Origin of the sequence: Kitasatospora sp. NPDC007106 (assembly GCF_040634455.1) — a bacterium.
GTDB classification, from domain to species: domain Bacteria; phylum Actinomycetota; class Actinomycetes; order Streptomycetales; family Streptomycetaceae; genus Kitasatospora; species Kitasatospora arboriphila.
Window position 1 is genome coordinate 1 of the sequence record NZ_JBEYFP010001424.1, and the last position, 1,093, is coordinate 1,093.

The 1,093-nt window shown below is 74.1% G+C and carries 1 protein-coding gene; it reads right to left on the reverse strand.

What is annotated here, in order from left to right:
* Positions 1-238: 238 nt before the first annotated feature.
* Positions 239-1,060 (reverse strand): MerR family transcriptional regulator, encoded by an 822-nt coding sequence (locus ABZ641_RS38985; RefSeq protein ID WP_344624774.1) that lies wholly within the window; start codon positions 1,058-1,060, stop codon positions 239-241.
* Positions 1,061-1,093 lie beyond the last annotated feature (33 nt).

The window sequence follows — 1,093 nt, forward strand, 5'->3', positions numbered from 1 at the left end:
CACCAGCGCGGTCAGCCGCAGCCCTGCCGGCGTCCACCGCTCGGCCGCCGCGATCTGCACGCCCGCGCACGCCGCCAGTAGCGCCGCCACGGCCCACCGCACCCGGCCCGTCCCGGCGGCGAGCAGCCAGCACGCGAGTGGCACCAAGAAGATCATCAGCACGGTGGGCACTCTGCCCGATCGGGGGACGGCAGGGAAGGGCTCCCGTGCCGGGGCTCCGGTGGGATGCGACCGGCCGTCAGGCCGGGGTCACCGGTGCCTGGAGTTCGGTGACCCAGTCGTCGCGGTCGGCCGGGCACTCCAGGGTGACTTCGCGGGGGTAGCCGGGCGCGTGGTGGCCGGTGGCGTCGATCCAGCGGGCGAGGGTCTGGGCGGTGGGGAGGACGGTGTCCATCGGGCCGCGGTGCACGATGGTCGCCGCCCGTTCGAGGGGCGGCAGGTCGAGCACGGTGACCTCGCCGTCCTGCAGCGGGGCGGAGACCTCGACGGCCGCGTGGACGACGATCCGGCCGCCGCCCTCCGGGGCGTCCTCGTAGTGGGCGATGCCGGGGCCGGTGGGGGTGATCCCGGCGGCGGCCAGGCGCCGGAAGAGCTCGTCGTAGAGGGGGCCAATGACGGGCCCGATGTCCTCCGGCTCGTAACTCGCGGCGACGGCGGACAGTTCGGCCACCCGTACGGCCGGGACGTGCTTCAGGACGACGTCGTCAGTGGGCATGTGCCCCTCGCTCTCGATCGCTCGGAGTCTCGCCTCGACCTGGACCAGCCGCGCCGCCGCCGCGGTCACGGCGGCCTCGAGTTCGGCCCGCCGCAGCCGGAGCATGGCCCTCAGCTCCTCGGTGCCGACCTCCTCGTCCAGGATCGCCTGGACCTGCTGGAGGGTGAGACCGAGGTCCTTGAGCGCGATGACGCGGTTGAGGCGGGCGAGCTGCGCGGCCGTGTAGTGGCGGTAGCCGGTGCCGGGGTCGACCCGGGCCGGGCGCAGCACGCCGATCGCGTCGTAGTGCCGCAGCATCCGGACCGAGACGCGGCCGTGCCGGGCGAAGTCTCCGATGGTGAACATGATGTCTCCGAGTGCACCGCCTGACACGGTGTG